Genomic DNA, 23,153 nt, shown 5'->3' on the forward strand with positions numbered 1-23,153 from the left:
ATTGTAAAATGTTTTTTATATTTCTTTCATCAAAATTTTATATGCAAAGACAGCACGATCATTTTTTTGACCGTGCTGTCTTACTATTTCATTCTATTCTTCATTTCCATAAAGAGTAATTAATTTGTTCAAATAAGCATATCTTTCTTTTGCTGCTTTTTCTGATTTAGCAAATAATTCTTCTGCTCTTTCCGGATTCATTCTTGCTAAAGCGTTGTAACGAACTTCGCCGTCTAAAAATTCTCTGTAACTTTCAGTTGGCTCTTTACTGTCAAGAGTAAATTTGTTTCCTTCTGCTGCCGGATTGAAGCGGAAGTTGTGCCAATATCCTGATTTTACTGCTAATTCTTCTTCTGTCTGCGCTTTGTTCATACCCTTCTTAATACCGTGGTTGATACATGGAGCGTAAGCAATAATTAATGATGGTCCCGGATATGCTTCTGCTTCTGCGATTGCTTTTACTGTCTGGTTAAAGTCAGCACCCATAGCAATCTGTGCTACATATACATAACCGTAACTCATAGCAATACTTGCCATATCTTTCTTCTTCACTTCTTTACCTGCTGCTGCAAACTGAGCAATTGCACCTGTAGGTGTTGATTTAGAAGACTGTCCACCTGTATTAGAGTAAACTTCTGTATCGAATACCATAATGTTGATGTCCTGACCTGATGCTAAGACATGGTCAACACCGCCAAATCCGATATCATAAGCCCAACCATCTCCACCGAAGATCCACTGTGATTTTTTCGCTAAGAAATCTTTGTTATTTAAAATATCTGCTCTTAATTCACATCCGCAGTCACAATTTTCTAACGCAGCAACTAAGTTATCTGTTGCTGTTCCGTTTGTTGCACCACAGTTGAATGTATCTAACCATTCTTTTCCTGCTGTAACAACTGCTTCATTCTCTCCGCTTTCAACTAATTTTTCTACTTTTGCTTTTAAGCCGTTTCTTAACGCTTTTTGCGCTAATAACATACCATAACCGAACTCAGCATTATCTTCAAATAATGAGTTAGACCATGCAGGACCTTGTCCTTTTTCGTTTACTGTATATGGTGTAGATGGTGAAGAGTTACCCCAGATTGAAGAACAACCTGTTGCATTTGCAATGTACATTCTGTCACCAAATAACTGTGTGATCAATTTTGCATATGGAGTTTCTCCACAACCTGCACAAGCACCTGAGAACTCAAGTAATGGCTGTTTGAACTGACTTCCTTTTACTGTAGTTTCTTTGAATTTAGCAACCACTTCAGGTTTTACAGGAATTTCTCTTCCATAATCAAAGAAATCTTGTTTTCCTGCATTTGCTTCCATATTTTCCATTACAAGTGCTTTTTCACCCTTCTTACCAGGACATACGTTAGCACATGAACCACAACCTGTACAGTCATAAGCAGATACCGTCATTGTGAATTTCAATCCCGGCATACCAATCATGTCGATTGTTTCAAGTCCTTCCGGTGCATTTGCTGCTTCTTCCTCTGTCAATGCTACCGGACGGATAACTGCATGAGGACATACATATGCACAACGGTTACACTGGATACAATTTTCAGGTTTCCATACAGGAATATCTACTGCAATACCACGTTTTTCATATGCAGATGTACCTGATGGTGTAGAACCGTCAACATATTCTGTGAATGCAGATACCGGAAGAGAGTTTCCTTCCTGTGCATTTACTTTTGCCTGAATATTTTTAACAAAATCTACTACTTCAGGTTTTCCACCTTTTACTTCTGGTGTAAATAAACCTTCATCTTCTGCTGTTTTCCAAGATTCAGGAACTTCGATTTCTACTACCTGTTTTGCACCTGCATCGATAGCGTCGTAGTTCATCTGAACAATCTTGTCACCTTTTTTACCGTAAGAAGCCTTTGCTGCCGCTTTCATTAATTCGATAGCATGGTCTTCCGGAATGATATTTGCAAGTTTAAAGAATGCTGACTGAAGAACTGTGTTGATACGTCCGCCAAGTCCGATTTCTTTACCAATCTTAATACCGTCAATTACATAGAATTTGATATTGTGGTTTGCAATAAATGATTTTACCTGTCCTGGTAAATGTTTTTCCAAACCTTCCATATCCCACGGGCAGTTCAATAAGAATGTACCGCCGTCAACTAATTCCTGAACCATATTATATTTGTTAATATAAGATGGATTGTGGCAGGCAACAAAGTTAGCCTGTTTAATTAAATATGTCGATTTGATTGGACTCTTACCAAAACGAAGGTGTGACATTGTTACACCGCCTGATTTCTTAGAGTCGTAATCAAAATATGCCTGAGCATACATATCCGTATTATCACCGATAATCTTGATAGAGTTTTTGTTTGCCCCAACAGTACCGTCAGCACCAAGTCCCCAGAATTTACAGTTAATTGTACCTTCAGGAGTTGTAACTAATGGTGCCCCAACTTCTAATGATAAGTTTGTCACATCATCTACGATACCGATTGTAAATTTCTGTTTTTCGTTGTTGTCATATACTGCAACAATCTGAGCCGGTGTTGTATCTTTAGAACCCAAACCGTAACGTCCTGTAAATACAGGTACTGCATCAAATTTTGTTCCTTTTAATGCTGCTACAACATCTAAGTATAATGGTTCTCCAAGTGCTCCCGGTTCTTTTGTTCTGTCAAGAACTGTAATCTGTTTTACAGAGTCAGGAATTGCATTTACTAATGCTTCTGCACAGAACGGTCTGTAAAGACGAACTTTAACAACGCCGACTTTGCGTCCTGCTGCCATTAAATAATCAACTGTTTCATCGATTGTATCACATACAGAACCCATAGCAACAATAACGTGTTCTGCATCTTCAGCACCATGATAGTTGAATAATTTATAGTTTGTTCCAATTTTTGCATTAACTTTATCCATGTATTCCTGTACGATTCCAGGCATTGCGTCATAATATGGATTACAAGCTTCTCTTGCCTGGAAGAAAATATCAGGGTTCTGTGCTGAACCTCTCTGACATGGATGATTTGGATTTAAAGCGTGTTTTCTGAATGCGTCGATTGCATCCATGTCTGCCATATCTTTTAAATCTTCATAATCCCATGTTTCAATTTTCTGAATTTCATGAGAAGTTCTGAATCCGTCAAAGAAATTAATAAATGGAATCTTTCCTTTGATTGCTGAAAGATGCGCAACCGGTGTTAAGTCCATAACTTCCTGTACACTTGATTCGCAGAGCATTGCACAACCTGTCTGACGACAAGCATAAACGTCTGAGTGGTCACCGAAAATAGATAACGCATGGCTTGCTAAAGCACGAGCGGATACGTTAAATACACCCGGTAACTGTTCTCCTGCGATTTTGTATAAGTTAGGAATCATAAGCAATAATCCCTGAGATGCTGTGTATGTTGTTGTTAAAGCACCTGCTGCTAAAGAACCGTGTACAGTACCTGCAGCACCTGCCTCTGATTGCATTTCTGTAACTTGAACAGTCTGTCCGAAAATATTTGTTCTACCTTGAGTAGCCCATTCATCTGTAGCTTCCGCCATAACGGATGAAGGTGTAATTGGGTAAATAGCGGCAACGTCAGTAAAAGCATACGAAGCGTGTGCTGCTGCATGATTACCGTCCATGGTTTTCATTTTTCTTCCCATTGGTTTGTCCTCCTTCAAATTTTCATGTTGAATTTTCACATATATTTATATTATAATCCCATAAAAAATAAAAGTCTAGTGATTATTTGTTCCTTTTAGAAAACAATACAATAATCACCAGACTTTTCTTTATTTTGGAAATCTTAATTTATTTTTTTTCTTTTTAGAGTTCATTCGGAAAAATCCTCTTCCCTGTCCGTCGCCCGATTTATAAGTAACGGCAAGAAGCACCATCGCTATAATAACAGATACAACCGCTATAACCTGAGATACAGGTAAATCAAAAATAATTGTTCTCAGTTTATCCACTCTTCCCATTTCAATGAAAAATCTTCCCGCGCCATAACCGATAATGTAAAGAAGGAAAATTTCTCCTTTATACACTTCAAAGCGTCTATAGATAAGAAGCCCAATCAAAATAATCAGACAAAGAATAATCTCATACAGAAATGACGGGCTGACCTGAATCATATTTATTCCGTCTATCTTTTCTACATTCTGACGCATTTTCTCCGTCACATCCACCGCTCTGACCGAATCAATCGGCAACTGCATGGCAAAAAGACCGTCCGTGTATTCTCCAAAAGCTTCCCTGTTAAAGAAATTCCCCAGTTTCCCTAAAATCTGCCCAATGAGCAGTGCTGGAACAATTGTGTCCAACACTTTCCATACAATAAGTCCCTGTCTTTTACTGTAAATAAATACCGCTATCACTCCTGCTATCAACGCTCCGTAAAACGCCAGCCCTCCCGAGCGAATGTTGAATATTTTCATCCAATTTCCCTTAAACTGTTCAAATCCGAAAAGTACATAGTAAAGCCTTGCACCGATTACACCGGAAATCACAACAAATATAGAAAGGGTCAAATATTCTTCCGCCTCTTGTCCGCTTCTGTGCGCAAGCCACATAGTAAGGGCAATGCCAAACAGAAGAGCAACTCCGAGTAAAATCCCAAAATATGTAATTTCAATCCCGAACAGATTTATTTTTTGCCCTACATTTTCCCAATGAATATTTAAATTAGGGAAATTAATCATCTTATTCATACTCTTTCCCCCTCTTATCTTTTATACATTAAATCTAAATAAAATAATATCTCCGTCTTTTACAACGTATTCTTTCCCCTCTAAACGAACAAGCCCCTTCTCCTTCGCCGCAGCGTATGTTCCACATTCCATTAAGTCATCGTAACTTACAATCTCTGCACGGATAAATCCACGTTCAAAATCTGTATGGATTTTTCCTGCTGCCTGCGGTGCTTTTGTTCCTTTTTTAATTGTCCATGCGCGAACTTCCGGCTCACCAGCTGTCAAGTAACTAATTAAACCAAGCAGACTATAACTTGCACGAATTAATTTTTCCAATCCTGATTCTTCTAATCCTAAATCCTCCAAGAACATTTTCTTTTCGTCATCATCTAACTCTGCAATTTCCTGTTCAATTTGAGCGCATACAACAAATACTTCGCAATTTTCTTTCTTTGCATATTCACGAACCGCACAAACTCCTTCGTTGTCAGCAGCATCATTTGCCAAATCATCTTCGGCTACATTTGCAGCGAAAATAACCGGTTTGTATGTGAGAAGGTTATAACTTTCAAGCCATTCCAGTTCATCGTCATCTTCGACTTCAAAACTGCGAGCCATATTTCCTTCTTCCAAATATGCTTTTAAGCGTTCTAAAAGTGCCAATTCCTTCGCAACTGTTTTATCGTTTCTTGCCACTTTTACCGCTTTTGCAATTCTTCTCTCTAAAATTTCAATATCAGAGAAAATTAATTCCAAATTAATTGTTTCAATATCACGAAGAGGAGCAATACTTCCGTCTACATGGACAATATTACTGTCCTCAAAACAACGAACAACATGTACAATCGCATCTACCTCACGAATATTTGCCAAAAACTGATTTCCCAGTCCTTCGCCCTTTGACGCACCTTTTACAAGTCCCGCAATATCTACAAATTCAATGGCTGCCGGAACGATTTTTTTCGTATGGTACATTTCTCCCAAAACATCCAATCGTTTATCCGGTACAGTTACAACACCAACATTTGGGTCGATTGTACAGAACGGATAGTTTGCTGATTCTGCTCCCGCTTTTGTAAGGGAATTAAACAATGTACTTTTTCCTACGTTTGGTAATCCCACGATTCCTAATTTCATTTACTTTATCCTCGCCTTCATTTTATTTTTCTAGTTTTCCTCTTTTGCTTCTATCAAAATAACAATTCCTTCCGAAAATGTTATCTTCACCTGTTCTTCCTGTGCCTGATTGCTGACGCACAGGCTATCATACGGACATAATCTATGATTGTGCAACGGATATTTTGCTCCGATTATAGAAAAGTTTTCTATACATCTGTCCAACGGAAATACGGAAAAATATTTCCCGTACATTTTAGATTTTTCCAGCACCGACTCATGTTCTATAAGATAAATCCTGTTGTTTTCATCAATTATCTCTGCATGAATTCCTTTTTTGTGCGGAATTGCCAACACCTGAATATTTGCAAGAACATGATCTATTCTATTTCCCGTCGCTCCCAGAAGGATAATCTCCTCACAGTCTAGTTCCATCGCCTGACAAACTGCAATCTCCGTATCGGAAAAATCTTTTTCCGGATTAAATTTTCTAATGGAAACATCCGTATTCTCCCGATAAAATTGTACAATTTCTTCTGAAAGACTGTCAAAATCTCCAACGATATAATCCGGTGTTATATGATTCTGATATAGAAATTCCACGCCCCTGTCGACTCCGATAAGGACATCATGTTTCAACTCTCTCAATTTTTCGGATACAAATTCTTCTTGAATCATCCCACCGCTTACAATCACTGCACGCTTATTCATATTTGTTCAAAATCTCCATAAACTCTCTTGTATTTTTCTTCGCGTCCCCTTTGAAAACGGCCGAACCGGCTACAATAATATTTGCTCCTGCTTTTAACACATTTTTTACATTTGATGTATAAATGCCACCGTCAACCTGAATGTCCGTATCCAATCCATATCTGTTAAGCATCTCTCTTGTCATACGGATTTTTGTTAGAGAATCTTCAATAAATTTTTGTCCGCCAAATCCCGGATGTACTGACATGATCAGTATCATATCCACTTCATTTACATACTCTTCCAAAGCAGACACCGGTGTATCCGGACAAATGGAAATTCCCGCTTTCAATCCACACTCTTTGATTTTCTCAAGAGTTTTATGAACATCTTCACAGGCTTCCAGATGAATAGTAATTAAATCTGCCCCCGCTTTCTGAAACGCTTCCACATATCGAATTGGCTCATTTATCATTAAATGAGCGTCAATCACTTGATTTGTACAACTTTTGATTGATTGTAGCACAGGCATTCCAAAGGAAATACTCGGTACAAATAATCCATCCATAACATCAAAATGCAGATACTCTGCTCCATTTTGTTCTGTTGCCTGAATTTCTTCCCCCAAATTTTTAAAATCCGCCGCTAATATGGACGGCGCTAATATATATTTCATTATCAGTATCTCCTTTTCTCCTGTAATTCTTTATACATTTCCATATAATTTTCATATCTTACCCTGTGAATTTTCCCTTCTTCCACAGCCTGTTTTACCATACAGTTCGGCTCATGAATATGGTCACAGCCATTAAATTTGCACAATCCCTCATACTGTTCAAACTCCGGAAAGTAGTATTTTAAATCTTCTTTCTCAAATTCATTTACATAGAGAGAACTAAATCCGGGCGTATCCATAATATATGACTCCTTATCAATCGGAATTAACTCTGAATGGCGTGTCGTATGTTTCCCCCGCTCTATCTTCTCGCTGATACTTCCTGTTTCCATCTGAATTTCCGACTGAAACAGATTAATCAGAGAGGATTTCCCCACTCCTGAAGGACCTGCCACGGCAGTCGTTTTGCCTCTTAGAACTTCCTTCACAAGTTTTATATTCTCTTCCTCTTTCGCACTTGTAAAAATAATCCGATAACCGCAGGATTCATAAATTTCTTCTAATTCCCGAATTTCTTTTTCCTCAGCAATATCTTTCTTATTAAAACATAGTACAATGGGAATTTTTTTGCTTTCCATCATGACAAGAAATCTGTCCAGTAAATTGAAATGAGGTTTTGGCTTTGTAATGGCAAACACAACAAGTGCCTGATCTATATTGGCTACCGCCGGACGAATGAGTTCATTCTCCCTCGGCAGTAATTTAACTACATTTCCAAGTTTCTTTTCTTCATTTAGTACGTCTATTTCCACGTTATCGCCTACAAGTAATTTTACCTTTTCTTTGCGAAACGCTCCTTTTGCTTTACATTCATAAACGCCAAATTCTACTACGTGAACGTAGTAGAATCCGGCAATTCCTTTTATAATTTTTCCCTGCATTATTTTTTCCTACTGCTAATTATCTGACTCTGTCCCTGTAGTGCCATCTGTTACAGGTCCTTTGCTGATATAAACCGTAATCATTGTTCCCTGAACAACATTCTTACCTGAACCCGGATCACAGGAAATAACCGTATCTTTCGGCAAATCACTGTCTTTATATACTTCTCTGTAACCTAACTGCTGGGATTCCAAAATATTTTTTGCATATGTTTTTGATTTTCCGATAATATCAGGAACAGTAACTTCTACCTGTTTCTTTCCTTTACTTACACGGATTATAATTGTGCTTCCCTCTGTTACACGAGAACCTGCTCGTTTGCTCTGGTAAAATACTTTTCCTTTTTCCGTACTGTCATGGTAATCTTCCTCTACAGAAACTTCAAGCCCTTTCGCTTTTAAAGCAGAAACTGCACTTGCCTGTGTCATACCGATAACATTTGGAACTTCAGGTTTATCCTCACCAAGACTTACAATCAGATTAATTTCTTCATCTAATGCTACTTCCGAGTTAGCGGAAGGTTCTGTTCTGATAACTTCATCTTGTTCATATTCAGAACTTGTTTCAAATCTTGAAGTATCTACTTTTACATTTGTAAATCCCGCTTCTTTTAATATTCTCAATGCTTCACTCTGGTCTTTTCCCGACACATCCGGAACAGACTTTGTTTCTTCTTTTTTACCTGAACTGATTACAACTTTAACTACAGATTTTTTCTTTGCTTCTTTATTTGCTCCCGGAGTCTGTCTGATAATCTGACCTTTTTCATATGTTGTTGATTCTTCTTCTGACTCCACAACTAATTTCATTTCGTATTTTTTGCCTTTTAAAACTTTTTCAGCTTCATCTTCTGTCATTCCTCTTAAATCCGGCACTTTCACTTTTGCATTTTTATCCGCATCCTCTTCCAAATTGATAGACGGACCGAATTTTAAAAGTCCTGTCGCTTTTCCAACAATAAATACAACAATAAATACAATGATAACAACTGCTACAATTGTCAGTATCTTCATCATTTTTGCCATTTTAGGATTTACATCGCCGTTCTTTTTGCGACCTTTTCTATCGTAATCATCATCGTCCTCAAAATCGTCAAAATCATCATCGTCATAGTCGTCTTCTGAGAAATCATCCTCATCGTACGTCATATCTCTTTTTGCTTTGCGAACGTCATCAGGATTAAACATTACTGTTTCATCCATCACACGCATAGGTCCTATAACAACAAAATCCCCATCAGGATCTACAAGTGAGTGCTTTAAGTCTTCTTTTAAAGATGCAATATCCGGATATCTTCTGTCCGCACTTTTCTGCGTACATTTCAAAATAATCTGCTCTAAACTAAACGGAATGTCTTCTACATATTCTGACGGAGGTGTGATTTCTTCCTGCAAATGTTTAATTGCAATAGAAACCGCCGTGTCCCCATCAAATGGAAGATGTCCTGTTACCATCTCATACATCGTAATACCGAGAGAATAAATATCACTCTTAAAATCGCTGAAACCACCTCTTGCCTGTTCCGGCGAAGTGTAATGTACAGATCCGAGCGCATTTGTACTGATTGTATTGGATGATGTCGCTTTTGCGATACCAAAATCCGTTACCTTTACTTTTCCTTCTTTGGAAATCATAATGTTCTGCGGTTTAATATCTCTGTGGACAATATTGTGTAAATGTGCCGCCTCAATTCCATTTGCAACTTGAATAGCAATACTGATTACTTCTTTCGGCGACAAAACGCCCTTCTTTGTAATATAATCTTTTAGAGTGATCCCTTCCACAAGTTCCATTACCATGTAGTATAATCCGCTTTCCTCACCTACATCGTATACATTTACAATGTTAGGATGCATAAGCCCTGCTGCCGCCTGTGCTTCAGATTGAAATTTTCTTACAAAAAGTTCGTCCTCTCTGTATTCCTTCTTCAAAATTTTAATTGCTACAAAACGGTTTAATTTATGGTCTTTTCCTTTGTATACGTCTGCCATTCCGCCCGAGCCGACTTTACTCAGCACTTCATAGCGATCCCCTATAAAAATTCCATCTTTCATTATACATTCACCTCACACACAAATGGTTCGACAAGCACAATTCCAATATTGTCCTTTCCGCCGTTCTCATTTGCTTTTTCTACTAATTGCATTGCAGTTTCAACAATATCTCTTCCGCCTTTGACAATTCTGAAAATCTCATCGTCATCCACCATATTGGTCAGGCCGTCTGTACACATTAAAATAACATCGCCTTTCTGCAAACGATATTCAAAGAAATCTACTTCTACATCATCCTTCGCCCCGATTGCTCTTGTGATAATATTTTTATCCGGATGATGTTTCGCTTCTTCTTCATTTATTCCCCCTAAACGAACCATTTCTTCCACGAGCGAATGATCCTTCGACAACTGTTTTATCTCATCTCTGATTAAATACAGTCTGCTATCTCCGACATTGGCAAAATACAGTGTATGCTCAATAATCGTTGCAACTACTAAAGTTGTACCCATTCCTTCCATTTCGGTATTCTCTCTCGCCTTTTCCACAATTTTGCGGTTGGCTTCCTGAACAGCCTCAGTAATAATCACCTCCGGCCCCATTCCCGAATTGTTTCTAATATGTTCTTCTAAAACCTGCACTGCATATTTTGACGCAAAATCTCCTGCCTTATGACCGCCCATACCGTCTGCTACAACAAACAAATTCGGAATGTGACCGACAGGTTTATCTGTTACATATACATAATCTTGATTTACTTCACGCTTTCTGCCTATGTCCGTCAATGAAAATGTCTTCATAAACTTCTCCTTATATTTTACTTTCCTCCGAATAGCGTCTTCGAAGTTGTCCACAGGCCCCGTCAATATCTGAGCCCATTTCTCTTCTTATAGTAACATTTATTCCACTTTTTTCAAGTTTATTTTTGAATTTTTCCGCATTCTGCCGTGTCGGTTTTTCAAAATTTCTCTCCTTAATCGGATTTACCGGAATAAGATTTAAGTGACAGTTTCTCGGTTTTAAAATAGTTATCAATTCTCTTGCATCTTCTTCCCTGTCATTTACTCCCTGTACAAGACTGTACTCAAAAGTAATTCTTCTTCCCGTCTTGTCAAAGTAATAATCACATGCTTCCAATACTTCTTTTAGGTCATATTTGTTTGCCACCGGCATCAATTCTTTTCTCTTTTCCTGTGTTGAACCATGAAGTGAAAGAGCCAATGTAATCTGAAAATTTTCTTCCGCAAGGCGTTTCATGTTCGGAACAATCCCACAGGTAGATACAGTAATATTTCTCTGACTGATATGTAATCCGTTTTCATTGCTGATTAATTTGATAAACTGGACAAAATTATCATAGTTATCTAAAGGTTCTCCCGTTCCCATAATAACAATATTAGAAACGCGTTCTCCCGAAATTTTCTGTATCTGATAAATCTGTCCCAACATTTCTGACGGTGTTAAATTTCTTGCAAGCCCGTCCAAAGTAGATGCACAAAATCTACATCCCATACGGCAGCCTACCTGAGAAGATATGCAGACGGAATTACCATGTTTGTAACGCATCAATACACTTTCCACTACATGATTATCCCGCAGGGCGAACAAAAACTTATTTGTTCCGTCCATTTTAGAAACCTGTCTTTCTACCATTTTCACCGGATAAATTTCATAATCCCGCTCCAGTTTTTCTCTCAATACCTTTGATAAGTTTGTCATCTCATCAAAAGAATCCGACAGTTTCTCATGTAACCAACTGTATATCTGTTTGCTTCGGAAAGCCTTTTCACCTATGCTTTCCATTTCTTTCTTTAACTCTTCTGGTGTATAAGAGCGAATATCTTTCTTTTCCATGCTAATCCTTTCTGAACTTCGCTATAAAAAATCCATCACTGTCATGTATTCCCGGAAGCAATTGAAGACAGCCTTCTCGTACAGACAGTTTTAATTCTTCACAAAGACTGTCCTCTACAGAAACTGAACTGTATTCCGGATACTGCTGTAAAAACCATCGTACATTTTCCATATTTTCTTCTTCATTAATTGTACAGGTACTATATACGAGTGTTCCTCCCGATTTCACATAATTCTGCGCAACTGACAAGATTTTTTTCTGTAATTCTCTTAGTTCTTTTTGAGTTTCTCTTGTCATCTTATATTTAATATCGGTCTTTTTACCCAAAACGCCAAGACCTGAACATGGCAAATCCGCAAGAACAATATCTGCTTTTTCCTTAGATGCCTCATCATAGATCAGCGCATCCTGCTGCACCGCACGGATATTCTCCATTCCAGAACGCTCAATATTATCTTCTATCAGATTTACTTTGTACTCCGTCAAATCTCTCGCTTCTACCAAACCTGTTCCACACAGTTTGTCTGCCATATGTAGTGCCTTTCCACCCGGCGCAGAGCAGACGTCAATAACATAATCATTTTCTTTCGTATTCGCAATCTCCGAAACAAGCATGGAACTGATATCCTGTACCTGAAAATCGCCTTCCCTAAAACTTTCCAAATCGCCAAGATAATTATATCCCGAAATTTCCAGTGCATATGGAAGATAAGGATGTTCTTTCACCTGCACATTTTCCTCTGCCAGTTTCTTCATCAAGTCTTCTTTAGAAATCTTATGGAGATTGCAGCGGATAGTTGTTCCTTTTTCCAAAAGAAATCCTTTCAGCATTTTCTCTATTGTTGACCAATCATAAGATTTTTCCCATTCTCTTAATATCCAAATCGGCATAGAATATTTTACCGACATATATTCTATCATATTCTTTTTATCGGGGTATTGAATATTGCTTACATTTCTGTCAATATTCCGTAACACTCCGTTCACAAATCCTTTTAATTGGAAAAACCCTTTCTTTTCCGCCAATTTGACTGCCTCGTTACAAACAGCAGAATTAGGAACACTGTCCATATATTTTATCTGATAGACAGAGTTCCTAATAATCGTGCGGATGACCGGTTTCATTTTATTTACCTTTACTTTTGAAAACCGATTAATAATATAATCTATCTCTATCAAATGTTCCAGCGTTCCCTCCACGACCCTTGTAATAAAGGCACGTTCTTTTTTATCCAAATATTGATATTTCTCCATCGTATTTCTAAGAACAATGTGGCTGTATCCGCCTTCTTTTGTAATCTCAAGTAAAATTCCTAAAATGATTTCTCTTTCACTAATCTGTTTAGTCATCTCCCCTTCTTCCTCCTGCAATCAAAAGAATACGGACTAACTGTAAAATAGACGCTGCCGCACTTGCCACATAAGTCAACGCCGCCGCATCCAATACCTTTTTCGTGTCAGCCACTTCATTCTGATACAACATTCCGCTGCTTCCTAAAATTCTCACTGCACGTCTTGACGCATTAAATTCTACCGGAAGCGTAACAAGTTGAAACAGTACGGAAAGAGAAAATGCTATAATTCCTAAATGAATAAATAAATCTGATGAACGACCCGTAATAAAAAATCCTAACAAAATTAACGGCCATGCAATTGTTGCTCCAAAATTTGCCACAGGTACTAATGCTCCTCTGAATCGTAACGGAGCATATCCCGTTGCATGTTGAATAGCATGTCCGCACTCATGTGCCGCAACACCTACAGCTGACACTGATGCTGATTGATATGTGCTGTCTGATAAACGAAGCACTTTATTTCTCGGATCATAGTGGTCTGTCAAATGCCCTGACACTCTCTCAATTCGCACATCATATATATTAGCATTGTGTAAAATTCTCTCTGCCGCATCCCTTCCTGTCATACCGGAATGATTTGCCACACGCTGATATTTTGAAAATGTGCTTTTCACACGTGCCGATGCGATAAGACTGATTATCATTCCCACAATAATTAAAACATATGTCGGGTCAAAATACATTGGATAATACATAATAATTACTACCTCTACTTTCTAGACTATCCTAATTTTGTCTGTTCTTTTATGGAATATCCTCTTAAAAATGCCCCCGCATCCATTCTCTTCTTTCCCGGAATTTGCAACTGCGTTATTTTTAAAAGTCCTTTTCCCGTCTGCACGAAAAATCCGTCCTTTTCTACTTTCACAATTGTTCCCGATTCACTTTCCTCTTCACCTTCAAAAACTTCCGCTTCCCAAATTTTCATCACTTTATCTTCCCACATAGTATATGCACTTGGCCACGGATTTAGTCCTCGAATTAATCTTTCGATTTCTTCTGCCCCAGTACTCCAATCAATATTTCCTAACTTTTTATCCAGCATTCTCGCATACGCTGTAGGAGTTTCTCCCTGCTTTTCTCCCACAATCGTCTTTTCTTCCAACGCTTTCAGCGTATCCACGCAAAGTTTTGCCCCTGCTTCTGCCAGTTTATCATGAAGACTTCCGCCGGTTTCTTTTGGTAAAATCGGCACTTCTGTCTTAAGAAGCATATCTCCCGTATCCAGCCCTTCGTCCATCTGCATCGTTGTTACACCCGTAACACTTTCTCCATCAATAATAGACCACTGAATTGGTGCTGCCCCACGATATTTCGGAAGAAGAGATGCGTGTACATTAATACATCCATACGGTGTCATCTCCAAAATTTCTTTTGGCACAATCTGCCCGAAAGCAACGACAACCATAACATCTGCCGGATATTTTCTTAACTCTTCTATACTTTCAGCGTCACGAATTTTCTTTGGCTGAAATACAGGTATACCATGCTTCAACGCAACTTCCTTAACCGGAGTAAACTGCATTTCTTTTCCTCGTCCCTTAGGCTTATCCGGCTGTGTAACTGCCAGCACTACTTCATGCCCTGCACGAATAAGTTCTTCCAAAGTTCCAACAGAAAAATCCGGTGTTCCCATAAAAATTACTTTCATCTTACTCTTCCTCCTCATAGGAAACGTCATGAAGTTCGCCTTCTACCTTGTCCACATATAACTTTCCTTCCAAATGATCAATTTCATGGCAGAATGCTCTCGCAAGAAGTCCTTCCCCTTCTATCTCAAAAGGCTGCATATCAATATCACACGCTCTTACTTTTGCATAGAACGGTCTTGTTACCTGACCCGCTTTTCCCGGAACACTAAGACAACCTTCGTCACCTGTCTGTTCTCCGCTTGTTTCGATAATCTCCGGATTGATAAGAAGAATCGGTCCTTCCCCTACATCAATCGTAACAATTCTCTTTAAAATACCTACCTGTGATGCTGCAAGACCGACGCCCATCTCGTCATACATTGTGTCAAACATATCATCAATTAGTTCCACTGTTCTCGGTGTAATTGTTTTCACTTCTTTACATCTCTTTGTTAAAACCTCATCACCTATTTTTCTGATTTCTCTAATAGCCATTGTCTGCTCCCTTCTAAAATACATTTACCGGATTAAAATCAAATTGAATTTTTATTCTTTGAAATCCGGAATTCATCTCAATATACTTTTCTAAAAAATCTTTCATATCTATTAGCATATCATATCTTTCCTGTTTTATATAAATTAATTTTCTGTAAACATCATTTATTTTTTCTACATAAGGACTTACAGGACCGATAATCTGATATTCTTTTCGCTTATTTACTCTATCCGCATACTCTTTTAGAAAAAATGCTCCTCTCTTCAGTAACTGTTCATCTTCGCTCGTCATATATATTGCAAGGAGTTGCTCTGCCGGAGGATACCCCATTAATTCCCGATAATTCATCTCAGCCTCATAAAATGCTTCATAATCCTGTTTTGCCGCTGTCTGAATACAATAATGTTCAGGACTGTATGTCTGAATAACCACTTCACCTTTCTTCTCTCCGCGTCCGGCACGACCGCCTGCCTGCGTCAGCAATTGGAACGTCCTCTCTCCCGCCCTATAATCATTTGCATAAAGCGACAAATCTGCTGCTAATATGCCGACTAAAGTTACGTTCGGAAAGTCATGCCCCTTTACAATCATCTGTGTTCCAATCAAAATATCTGCTTCTTCATTTGCGAATGCTGACAAAATTTTCTCATGTCCGTCTTTCTCCTTTGTCGTATCCATATCCATACGCAAAACCTTTGCAGTTGGAAATTCCTTTGCTACAATTTCCTCGATCTGCTGTGTTCCCGCCCTGAATCCTCCGATATGTCGGGATTTACATTCAGGACAGGTTATCTGCATCGGTTCTTCGTAACCACAATAATGACAGACCAGTTTGCCATTTTTATGAGCGGATAGTGCTACATCACAATGAGGACATTTTGCTACATAACCGCAGGAACGGCAGGAAACAAATCCCGCATATCCCCTTCGGTTAATAAATAAAATAATCTGCTCCTTTTTCTCTAACCTTTCTTCCATCAGACTTCGCAGTTTATCGCTTATAATTGAGCGATTGCCTTTCTTCAATTCCTCCCGCAAATCTACGGTATACATTTCCGGAAGATTTTGCCCCGTCGCTCTGCTTCTTAATTCCAACAGCGTATACTCTCCGCAGAGTGCTTTATAATAGGAATCAACCGATGGAGTCGCTGAACCAAGAACAACACTCGCCCCCTCCATTTCGGCTCTCTTTCTTGCAGTTTCTCTTGCATGGTATCTTGGAATTTGCTCACTTTTATAAGTTGCCTCATGTTCCTCGTCAATGACAATCAATCCAAGATTTTTAAATGGAGTAAAAAGTGCCGAACGCGGACCGATCATCACATCAATCTCTCCATTTTTAGCACGCATCATCTGGTCATATTTTTCTCCGTCTGACAATCGTGAATTCATAATGGACACCCTATCGCCAAACCTCCTATAAAACCGCATAACCGTCTGATAAGTGAGAGAAATCTCCGGAATAAGAAAAATCGCCTGTTTTCCTTCTCCTACGATTTTCTCAATCATTTCCATGTACACTTCCGTTTTACCACTGCCTGTAATTCCGTGAATGAGGTAAGTTTTCCGCACTCCGCTACAATAGTCTTTCTCAAATTGTCTTATGGCATTTTCCTGTTCCTCTGTGTAAGTAAAAGAAATCTCTTTTGTATTCGTATGCTTAATCGGATTTCGATATACACGCTCCGACTCCACAGACAAAATATGTTGTTCCTCCAGCACTTTTATAACATTTCGGGAAACATTTAACTTCTTTACAACAAGACTCTCCGGCAATTCTTTATTATCCATAAGTTCTGCCAGCACTCTCGCCCTCGCCTTCATATTCTTATGCAAAAATTCTTCCAATTTTTGTTCCGTTTCTTTCTCATTTAAAAGAAGCCTGATTGTCCTGTTTATTTTTGCCCGACTTTTCTGTTTGACCGGAAGAACGGTTTTCAGTGCCTGTATCATTGTCCCGCCATAATTTTCTTTTATCCAACCCGCAAGCACTACAAGCCTTCCTTCTATCTGCACTGCCTTATCAGAAATGTCATGTATTTCTTTCATCTTACTGCAGTCATAATTACATTTTTCGGAGAAACCTACAATATAGCCCTTTTTCTCCTTATTTCCCACACCAAAAGGAACGAGGACTTCCATGCCCTCCTTTACCCTTCCTTCCAGTTGCGTTGGAACAATATATTGAAATACTCTGTCTACACTCTCGTGTGCAATGTCAATGATAATGTCTGCATACATTTTTCTTTTCCTCATCTATAATTTCACATACCATTTCTCTGTCTGTCATACGGTATTTCATTCCTTCAATTTCCTGATATTCTTCATGCCCTTTTCCTGCAAGCACAATAATATCATCTGCCCCCGCTCGCTTTATCCCATAACGGATGGCTTCCATACGATTGCAGATTTCCAAATAATTGCCGTTACCTGCATCCACCCCTTCTCTGATTTCACTCATAATCTGAAAAGGGTTCTCATATCTTGGATTATCAGAAGTAATAATCGTAAAATCCGCCAATACTCCCGACACCTTTCCCATCTCATATCTGCGTTCTTTTGCCCTATTTCCACCACAGCCAAAGATGCAGATAATATGACGGGGATGATATGAGTGTACCATTTCTAAAATACTTTGTAAACTCATAGCATTGTGGGCATAGTCTATAAGAATAATCGTCCCCTTACCTGTACATATCTGCTCTACTCTTCCCTTCACCTGCATTTCTTCCAAGGACTCCCTCATTATATCAAAGGAAACACCAACCCTTTTGCAGACCGCTATGGCACATAGTGAATTATAAATGTTAAATCTGCCTGCCATAGATAAACTGATTTTTCCAAATATTTTCCCTGTAAGGCAATATTGTATCCCCAATTTACCATCCCTTTTTATTACTTTTTCATCTGTCGCACAGTAATCCGCCTTTGGTGAAAATCCAACCGTTTCCACTTCACAGTTAGAATAGCGAAACATTTCTTCCCAATATGAACTCTCCATATTGGCAATTCCTACCTTACTCTGCGTAAATAACTTTGCCTTGCAGTTTTTATATTCCTCAAAATCTTTATGCTCAAATTTACTGATATGATCTTTTCCTAAATTAGTAAATACACCAATATCAAACTGAACCTCATCCGTTCGGTGCAATTTCAATCCTTGCGAGGAAACTTCCATAACTGCCACATCACATCCAGCCAAAGCCATCTCTCTCAAGAAACATTGTATATCTGTGGATTCAGGAGATGTATTTTTAGAGGGTATGCTTTTTTCTCCTATGCGTACTTCAATCGTCCCGATAAGTCCGACTTTATATCCCGCATTCTTTAAAATATGGTAAATCATATAGGCTGTCGTCGTTTTCCCTTTTGTTCCCGTAATGCCTATCATAAACATTTCCTTAGATGGCTCACCATAAAAAACGGCTGCTACTTTCGCCAGAGTTTTTCTTACGTTTTCCACTAAAATCAACGTGATTTCTTTTGGTACTTCTATCTCTCTGTCTGATAAAATAGCAACCGCACCTTTTTCCACTGCTTCTCGGACATAAAATGCCCCATCTGTCACCGCACCTTTTATACAGACAAACAATGTATTTTTTTCCACTTCTCTTGAATTATGAGTTACCTTCTCAATCTCCAACTCGTCATTTCCCTGTCGTATACTGTATTTTATCGGTTGCAGCAGATTTGTCAGTTTCATAATACACTGCCTTTCCTTACTATTTTAGAAATATTCCGCGTTTTACGGCGTCTTCTCCAAAACGTTTTCGTATCTCATCCAGTGCTTTATCTAATTTTCTATGTTTTTCATCTTTCGGTTTTTCCATTTGTATATCAAATATACTCAATTGCTCCGGTGCCGTTTCCTCCACTAACTTAGATGTGCGAATGCCCAGAAGCCTTATCGGTTCACCATTCCACAGTTCATCAAAAAGTATACAGGCATTATCATACAAACTTTTATCTTCATACACCGCTTTTCTCATCTGCTTTTGATGAGAAACACTTTGGAAGTTATAGTATTTAATTTCCACACTGATCATCTGTGCCTTCTGCCCTGCTTTTCTAAGTCTTTTACCAACACTTTCAGAAAGCCAAAGAAGAACTTCTTTTGCCTCCTCTTTATCAACAACATCCTTTGCCAGTGTTGTAGAGTTTCCAATTCCTTTTGCTGCAGTTTCTTCCGACTGCACCTTTGTCGTATCAATTCCGTTCGCAAACTCCCAGAGCATTTTTCCATGACTTTTCAGGTGTAATTCCAATATGCGTGGATTTGTTTTTGCAAGTTCACCTATCGTTTTTATTTCAAGTTTCTTTAAAACCTCCACACTCGCCCTTCCTGCCATATAAAGACTTGATACAGGAAGCGGCCACATCTTCGCTTCTATTTCCTCTGGAAAAAGTGTATGGACACGATTCGGCTTTTCAAAATCTGATGCCATTTTTGCCAGCAGTTTATTTGTTGAAATACCGATATTTACTGAAAATCCAAAAGTATCCCATATTTTATTTTTGATTTCCAATGCCGCATCCACAGGAGAATTATATTTATATGCAATTCCCGTAAAATCCATATAACACTCGTCAACACTTACCTGCTCAATATCTGATGTGTATTCTCTTAAAAACTCCATTAGTTTCTTACTATATATACTATACATTTTATGGTCCGGTGGTTCCATAACTAAATTCGGACACTTACGAAAGGCATTCGCAACAGGTTCTCCTGTGCGAATGCCATATCTTTTAGCAGGAACAGACTTCGCCAAAACAACACCATGTCTTGACTCCTGATTCCCACCGATAATGGCAGGAACTTCCCTCAAATCTGTTTCTGCTCCCTGTTTTAATTTTTCTACCGCTGTCCAACTTAAATAGGCTGAATTTACATCAATATGAAAAATAATCTGTGCCATCTTATCCTCTTACACTTGCTCTCAATTCATTGTTTTCCACATCGATTAAAATTGTATCCTGACTCCTTACCTTATCCGCCAAAATAAGTTTTGCCGCAAGGGTTTCTACGTGTTTCTGCAAATACCTCTTAAGCGGTCTTGCGCCGTACATCGCTTCATATCCTCTTTCCGTAATCATTGTCTTTGCTTCCTGCGTTAGTTCAATAGAAATCTCTTTCTCCTCTAATCGATGATTAATGTCTTTTACCAATAAGTCAATGATGTCACAAATATTCGATTTCGTCAACGGTTTAAACATAATCGTTTCGTCCAAACGGTTCAAAAACTCCGGTCTGAAGTGATTACGCAAATCTCTCATAACCAATTCTTCACTTTCTTTTTGAATATTTCCATTATCATCAATTCCGTCCAACAGATAGGCAGAACCGATGTTTGATGTCATAATCAAAATTGTGTTTTTGAAGTCCACTGTTCTTCCCTGTGAATCTGTAATACGTCCGTCATCAAGTACTTGCAACAATACGTTAAATACATCCGGATGTGCCTTTTCTATCTCATCAAACAGAACAACCGAATATGGTTTTCTCCTTACGGCTTCTGTCAACTGTCCACCCTCGTCATATCCTACATATCCCGGAGGTGCTCCGATTAATCTGGATACGGAATATTTCTCCATGTACTCACTCATGTCAATTCTGACCATATTATTCTCATCATCAAACAAACTTTCTGCAAGAGCCTTTGCAAGTTCTGTTTTACCTACACCTGTAGGTCCTAAAAACAGAAATGAACCGATTGGTTTGCTCGGGTCTTTGATACCCGCTTTAGAACGGATAATTGCCTCTGTTACTTTTGTAACTCCTTCATCCTGTCCAATAACACGTTTATGAAGTTCTTCTTCCAAATGAAGTGTTTTATTTCTTTCACTTTCATTTAATTTAGCAACCGGTATGCCTGTCCATCTGGAAATAATCTTCGCAATTTCTTCGTCTGTTACACTTTCATGAACAAGAGTCAATTCTCTTGCTTTTACCTTGTCTTCTTCCTCAGCAAGTTGCTTTTGTAACTGCGGCAGTTTTCCGTACTGCAATTCAGCTGCTTTCTCTAAATCATAAGAACGCTGTGCCTTTTGAATATCTTTATTCAAACGTTCCATTTCCTCACGGATTTTCTGTACCTTTTCTACGGAAGCCTTCTCATTATCCCACTGTGCTTTCTTACCCGCAAATTCATCACGGAGTTCTCCCAGTTCTTTCTGTAAATTGACAAGTCTGTCCTGACTTAACCTATCATTTTCTTTCTTTAAGGCAGCCTCCTCAATCTCTAACTGCATAATACGTCTTCTCAGTTCATCTAATTCTGTCGGCATGGAATCTAACTCCGTCTTAATTAAAGCACAAGCCTCATCTACTAAGTCAATCGCTTTATCCGGAAGAAAACGGTCGGAAATATATCTGTTTGATAATACTGCTGCCGATACTAACGCACCATCTGTAATCTTCACACCATGAAATACTTCATATCTTTCCTTCAATCCACGCAAAATGGAAATGGCATCTTCAACAGTCGGTTCTTCCACCATAACCGGCTGAAATCTTCTTTCCAGTGCAGCATCTTTTTCAATATATTGTCTATACTCATCCAAAGTTGTCGCACCAATACAGTGTAACTCACCTCTTGCAAGCATCGGCTTCAACATATTTCCGGCATCCATTGCACCGTCAGTTTTACCTGCTCCTACGATTGTATGCAATTCATCAATGAAAAGGATAATCTTTCCGTCACTGTTCTTTACCTCTTCCAGTACCGCCTTCAATCTTTCTTCAAACTCACCCCGATATTTTGCTCCCGCAACTAATGCACCCATATCAAGTGCAAAAATTGTTTTATTTTTCAATCCTTCCGGCACATCTCCACGAACAATACGCTGTGCCAATCCCTCAACAGCTGCTGTCTTACCTACTCCCGGTTCTCCGATTAATACCGGATTGTTTTTTGTCTTACGGGAAAGAATACGGATAACATTTCTTATCTCTGCATCTCGCCCGATAACAGGATCTAATTTCTGTTCCCTTGCACGCTCCACCAAATCTGTTCCGTATTTATTCAACGTATCATAAGTTGCCTCAGGGTTATCGCTTGTCACTCTCTGATTACCCCTTACCGTAGAGAGCGCCTGTAAAAACAACTCTCTCGTAATTCCAAACGCTTTAAAAATTTCTTTCATTTCTCTATTTGGATATTTTAATAAGGAAAGAAAAATATGCTCTACAGAAACATATTCATCTCCCATCTGTGTCGCTTCATCATCTGAATGGATAAGAACTTTATTCAAATCCTGACCGATATAAATCTGACCGCCCTGTACCTTCACCCTTTTTCTGAGGGCTTCTTCCACACGATTGATAAATAATTCTTTCTGTATGTTCATCTTTTCCAGTAATTTTAAAATCAAACTATCTTCCTGTGTAAGAAGAGAGTACAATAAATGTTCCTGTTCCACTTCCTGATTGCCGTAATCATAAGCAACCTTTTCACATCCCTGCACTGCCTGCAATGATTTCTGTGTAAATTTGTTTATATTCATATGTCACTCCTCCTCTTTTTTGTTTGTTCTATATTATGTATAACATTTGTTGTTAGCAATGTCAAGTGTTGAGTGCTAATATTTTTGTTATTTTTTTGCAAACCCTTTAAAATCAATGGTTTGCAGTATCTTATTCCTTTTGAAATTGTGATTTTTTCTGTTTTGACACCAATTTTAATCAAAAAATCCGTTACCCCAAAACTAACTGCTTAAAATTATAACTTTCATAAGACATTTTACATATTTACCATTTTGATCACAGTAAACCAAGTTGGTCCTATGTCAAGATT

Annotated in this window: 17 protein-coding genes; all 17 read right to left on the minus strand. The window is 38.5% G+C overall.

Annotated features, from left to right (window positions below; all coding sequences use genetic code 11):
* Positions 1–93 precede the first annotated feature (93 nt).
* The gene (nifJ, locus tag ACYPXO_RS07820; protein WP_459640028.1) at positions 94–3,633 is read right to left on the minus strand and encodes a pyruvate:ferredoxin (flavodoxin) oxidoreductase; all 3,540 of its coding nucleotides are present in this window, start codon (positions 3,631–3,633) and stop codon (positions 94–96) included.
* Positions 3,634–3,762: 129 nt separating this feature from the next.
* The gene (gene lgt / locus ACYPXO_RS07825) at positions 3,763–4,680 is read right to left on the minus strand and encodes a prolipoprotein diacylglyceryl transferase (protein ID WP_459640029.1); all 918 of its coding nucleotides are present in this window, start codon (positions 4,678–4,680) and stop codon (positions 3,763–3,765) included.
* Between the two features lie 21 nt (positions 4,681–4,701).
* The gene (gene ychF, locus ACYPXO_RS07830) at positions 4,702–5,799 is read right to left on the minus strand and encodes a redox-regulated ATPase YchF (protein WP_459640030.1); all 1,098 of its coding nucleotides are present in this window, start codon (positions 5,797–5,799) and stop codon (positions 4,702–4,704) included.
* A gap of 30 nt (positions 5,800–5,829) precedes the next feature.
* Positions 5,830–6,489, minus strand: a complete 660-nt coding sequence (locus ACYPXO_RS07835; RefSeq protein ID WP_459640031.1) for a thiamine diphosphokinase — start codon at positions 6,487–6,489, stop codon at positions 5,830–5,832.
* A complete protein-coding gene (rpe, locus tag ACYPXO_RS07840) occupies positions 6,482–7,144 on the minus strand; it encodes a ribulose-phosphate 3-epimerase (protein ID WP_459640032.1) in 663 nt (220 codons plus the stop codon). The genes ACYPXO_RS07835 and rpe overlap by 8 nt, the downstream gene beginning before the upstream one ends.
* A gap of 2 nt (positions 7,145–7,146) precedes the next feature.
* Positions 7,147–8,025 (minus strand): ribosome small subunit-dependent GTPase A, encoded by an 879-nt coding sequence (rsgA, locus tag ACYPXO_RS07845; RefSeq protein ID WP_459640033.1) that lies wholly within the window; start codon positions 8,023–8,025, stop codon positions 7,147–7,149.
* A 15-nt stretch (positions 8,026–8,040) separates the two neighbouring features.
* Positions 8,041–10,083 (minus strand): Stk1 family PASTA domain-containing Ser/Thr kinase, encoded by a 2,043-nt coding sequence (gene pknB / locus ACYPXO_RS07850; protein ID WP_459640045.1) that lies wholly within the window; start codon positions 10,081–10,083, stop codon positions 8,041–8,043.
* Positions 10,080–10,820: a Stp1/IreP family PP2C-type Ser/Thr phosphatase gene (locus ACYPXO_RS07855; protein ID WP_459640034.1), complete on the minus strand. Its 741-nt coding sequence runs from the start codon at positions 10,818–10,820 to the stop codon at positions 10,080–10,082. Before ACYPXO_RS07855 ends, pknB begins: the two co-directional genes overlap by 4 nt.
* Positions 10,821–10,830: 10 nt before the next feature.
* Positions 10,831–11,874, minus strand: coding sequence for a dual-specificity RNA methyltransferase RlmN (gene rlmN, locus ACYPXO_RS07860; protein ID WP_459640035.1), 1,044 nt, complete (start codon positions 11,872–11,874; stop codon positions 10,831–10,833).
* 1 nt (position 11,875) lies between these two features.
* Positions 11,876–13,225 carry a 16S rRNA (cytosine(967)-C(5))-methyltransferase RsmB gene (rsmB, locus tag ACYPXO_RS07865; protein WP_459640036.1) on the minus strand — a complete coding sequence of 450 codons (1,350 nt, stop codon included), beginning with the start codon at positions 13,223–13,225 and terminating at the stop codon, positions 11,876–11,878.
* Positions 13,218–13,925: a zinc metallopeptidase gene (locus tag ACYPXO_RS07870; protein WP_459640037.1), complete on the minus strand. Its 708-nt coding sequence runs from the start codon at positions 13,923–13,925 to the stop codon at positions 13,218–13,220. Before ACYPXO_RS07870 ends, rsmB begins: the two co-directional genes overlap by 8 nt.
* Positions 13,926–13,951: 26 nt before the next feature.
* A complete protein-coding gene (gene fmt, locus ACYPXO_RS07875; protein WP_459640038.1) occupies positions 13,952–14,881 on the minus strand; it encodes a methionyl-tRNA formyltransferase in 930 nt (309 codons plus the stop codon).
* A 1-nt stretch (position 14,882) separates the two neighbouring features.
* The gene (gene def / locus ACYPXO_RS07880; RefSeq protein WP_459640039.1) at positions 14,883–15,356 is read right to left on the minus strand and encodes a peptide deformylase; all 474 of its coding nucleotides are present in this window, start codon (positions 15,354–15,356) and stop codon (positions 14,883–14,885) included.
* A 13-nt stretch (positions 15,357–15,369) separates the two neighbouring features.
* Positions 15,370–17,598 (minus strand): replication restart helicase PriA, encoded by a 2,229-nt coding sequence (priA, locus tag ACYPXO_RS07885; protein WP_459640040.1) that lies wholly within the window; start codon positions 17,596–17,598, stop codon positions 15,370–15,372.
* Positions 17,576–19,060: a UDP-N-acetylmuramoyl-L-alanyl-D-glutamate--2,6-diaminopimelate ligase gene (locus ACYPXO_RS07890; RefSeq protein WP_459640041.1), complete on the minus strand. Its 1,485-nt coding sequence runs from the start codon at positions 19,058–19,060 to the stop codon at positions 17,576–17,578. Before ACYPXO_RS07890 ends, priA begins: the two co-directional genes overlap by 23 nt.
* Before the next feature lie 19 nt (positions 19,061–19,079).
* Positions 19,080–20,276 carry a Y-family DNA polymerase gene (locus tag ACYPXO_RS07895; RefSeq protein WP_459640042.1) on the minus strand — a complete coding sequence of 399 codons (1,197 nt, stop codon included), beginning with the start codon at positions 20,274–20,276 and terminating at the stop codon, positions 19,080–19,082.
* 1 nt (position 20,277) lies between these two features.
* Positions 20,278–22,863 (minus strand): ATP-dependent chaperone ClpB, encoded by a 2,586-nt coding sequence (clpB, locus tag ACYPXO_RS07900; protein ID WP_459640043.1) that lies wholly within the window; start codon positions 22,861–22,863, stop codon positions 20,278–20,280.
* Positions 22,864–23,153 lie beyond the last annotated feature (290 nt).

This window comes from Faecalimonas canis, from assembly GCF_054601575.1.

What these genes read in the sequence shown, in the direction of transcription:
- nifJ (WP_459640028.1), bottom strand. Translation starts at nt 3,633, where the DNA reads ATGGGAAGAAAAATGAAAACCATGGACGGTAATCATGCAGCAGCACAC.
- lgt (WP_459640029.1), bottom strand. Translation starts at nt 4,680, where the DNA reads ATGAATAAGATGATTAATTTCCCTAATTTAAATATTCATTGGGAAAAT.
- ychF (WP_459640030.1), bottom strand. Translation starts at nt 5,799, where the DNA reads ATGAAATTAGGAATCGTGGGATTACCAAACGTAGGAAAAAGTACATTG.
- ACYPXO_RS07835 (WP_459640031.1), bottom strand. Translation starts at nt 6,489, where the DNA reads ATGAATAAGCGTGCAGTGATTGTAAGCGGTGGGATGATTCAAGAAGAA.
- rpe (WP_459640032.1), bottom strand. Translation starts at nt 7,144, where the DNA reads ATGAAATATATATTAGCGCCGTCCATATTAGCGGCGGATTTTAAAAAT.
- rsgA (WP_459640033.1), bottom strand. Translation starts at nt 8,025, where the DNA reads ATGCAGGGAAAAATTATAAAAGGAATTGCCGGATTCTACTACGTTCAC.
- ACYPXO_RS07855 (WP_459640034.1), bottom strand. Translation starts at nt 10,820, where the DNA reads ATGAAGACATTTTCATTGACGGACATAGGCAGAAAGCGTGAAGTAAAT.
- rlmN (WP_459640035.1), bottom strand. Translation starts at nt 11,874, where the DNA reads ATGGAAAAGAAAGATATTCGCTCTTATACACCAGAAGAGTTAAAGAAA.
- rsmB (WP_459640036.1), bottom strand. Translation starts at nt 13,225, where the DNA reads ATGACTAAACAGATTAGTGAAAGAGAAATCATTTTAGGAATTTTACTT.
- ACYPXO_RS07870 (WP_459640037.1), bottom strand. Translation starts at nt 13,925, where the DNA reads ATGTATTATCCAATGTATTTTGACCCGACATATGTTTTAATTATTGTG.
- fmt (WP_459640038.1), bottom strand. Translation starts at nt 14,881, where the DNA reads ATGAAAGTAATTTTTATGGGAACACCGGATTTTTCTGTTGGAACTTTG.
- def (WP_459640039.1), bottom strand. Translation starts at nt 15,356, where the DNA reads ATGGCTATTAGAGAAATCAGAAAAATAGGTGATGAGGTTTTAACAAAG.
- priA (WP_459640040.1), bottom strand. Translation starts at nt 17,598, where the DNA reads ATGTATGCAGACATTATCATTGACATTGCACACGAGAGTGTAGACAGA.
- ACYPXO_RS07890 (WP_459640041.1), bottom strand. Translation starts at nt 19,060, where the DNA reads ATGAAACTGACAAATCTGCTGCAACCGATAAAATACAGTATACGACAG.
- ACYPXO_RS07895 (WP_459640042.1), bottom strand. Translation starts at nt 20,276, where the DNA reads ATGGCACAGATTATTTTTCATATTGATGTAAATTCAGCCTATTTAAGT.
- clpB (WP_459640043.1), bottom strand. Translation starts at nt 22,863, where the DNA reads ATGAATATAAACAAATTTACACAGAAATCATTGCAGGCAGTGCAGGGA.